1 pseudogene is annotated in these 358 nt (G+C 58.4%); it reads left to right on the forward strand.

Annotated elements, in window-relative coordinates:
• Nucleotides 1–358, forward strand: a pseudogene (locus tag EN874_RS33980) (lipopolysaccharide biosynthesis protein); the annotation flags it as partial.

Genomic DNA, 358 nt, shown 5'->3' on the forward strand with positions numbered 1-358 from the left:
ATCGAGCCGGCTGTCCTGAACAATCTGGGTAGCGGCAGCGGGGCCATTGCATTTACGATTTCGTTCGACGCGGCCGACCCGGTTCTCGCCGCTGATGTCGCCAATGCCTATGCAAACGCCATGCTCGAAGCGAACGAGCGCGGGCGCAAGGCGATGGCAGACGATACGCATGAATTCTTCAAGCGCGAGGTGGATCGCCTGGGTGCGGCGTTGAAAGACGCACAGGAAGCGGTTCTGAGCTTCAAACTGGACCATAGGGAGGCTCTGCCTGACAGCCTCGAGTTCCGCCGCATGCAGCAAAGAGCCTACGAAGAAAGGCTGGGTCAAATTCAACGCGAGATCATCTCCGTTCAGCAAA

It is taken from the genome of Mesorhizobium sp. M1D.F.Ca.ET.231.01.1.1, assembly GCF_003999155.2.
Classification (GTDB): Bacteria; Pseudomonadota; Alphaproteobacteria; order Rhizobiales; family Rhizobiaceae; genus Mesorhizobium.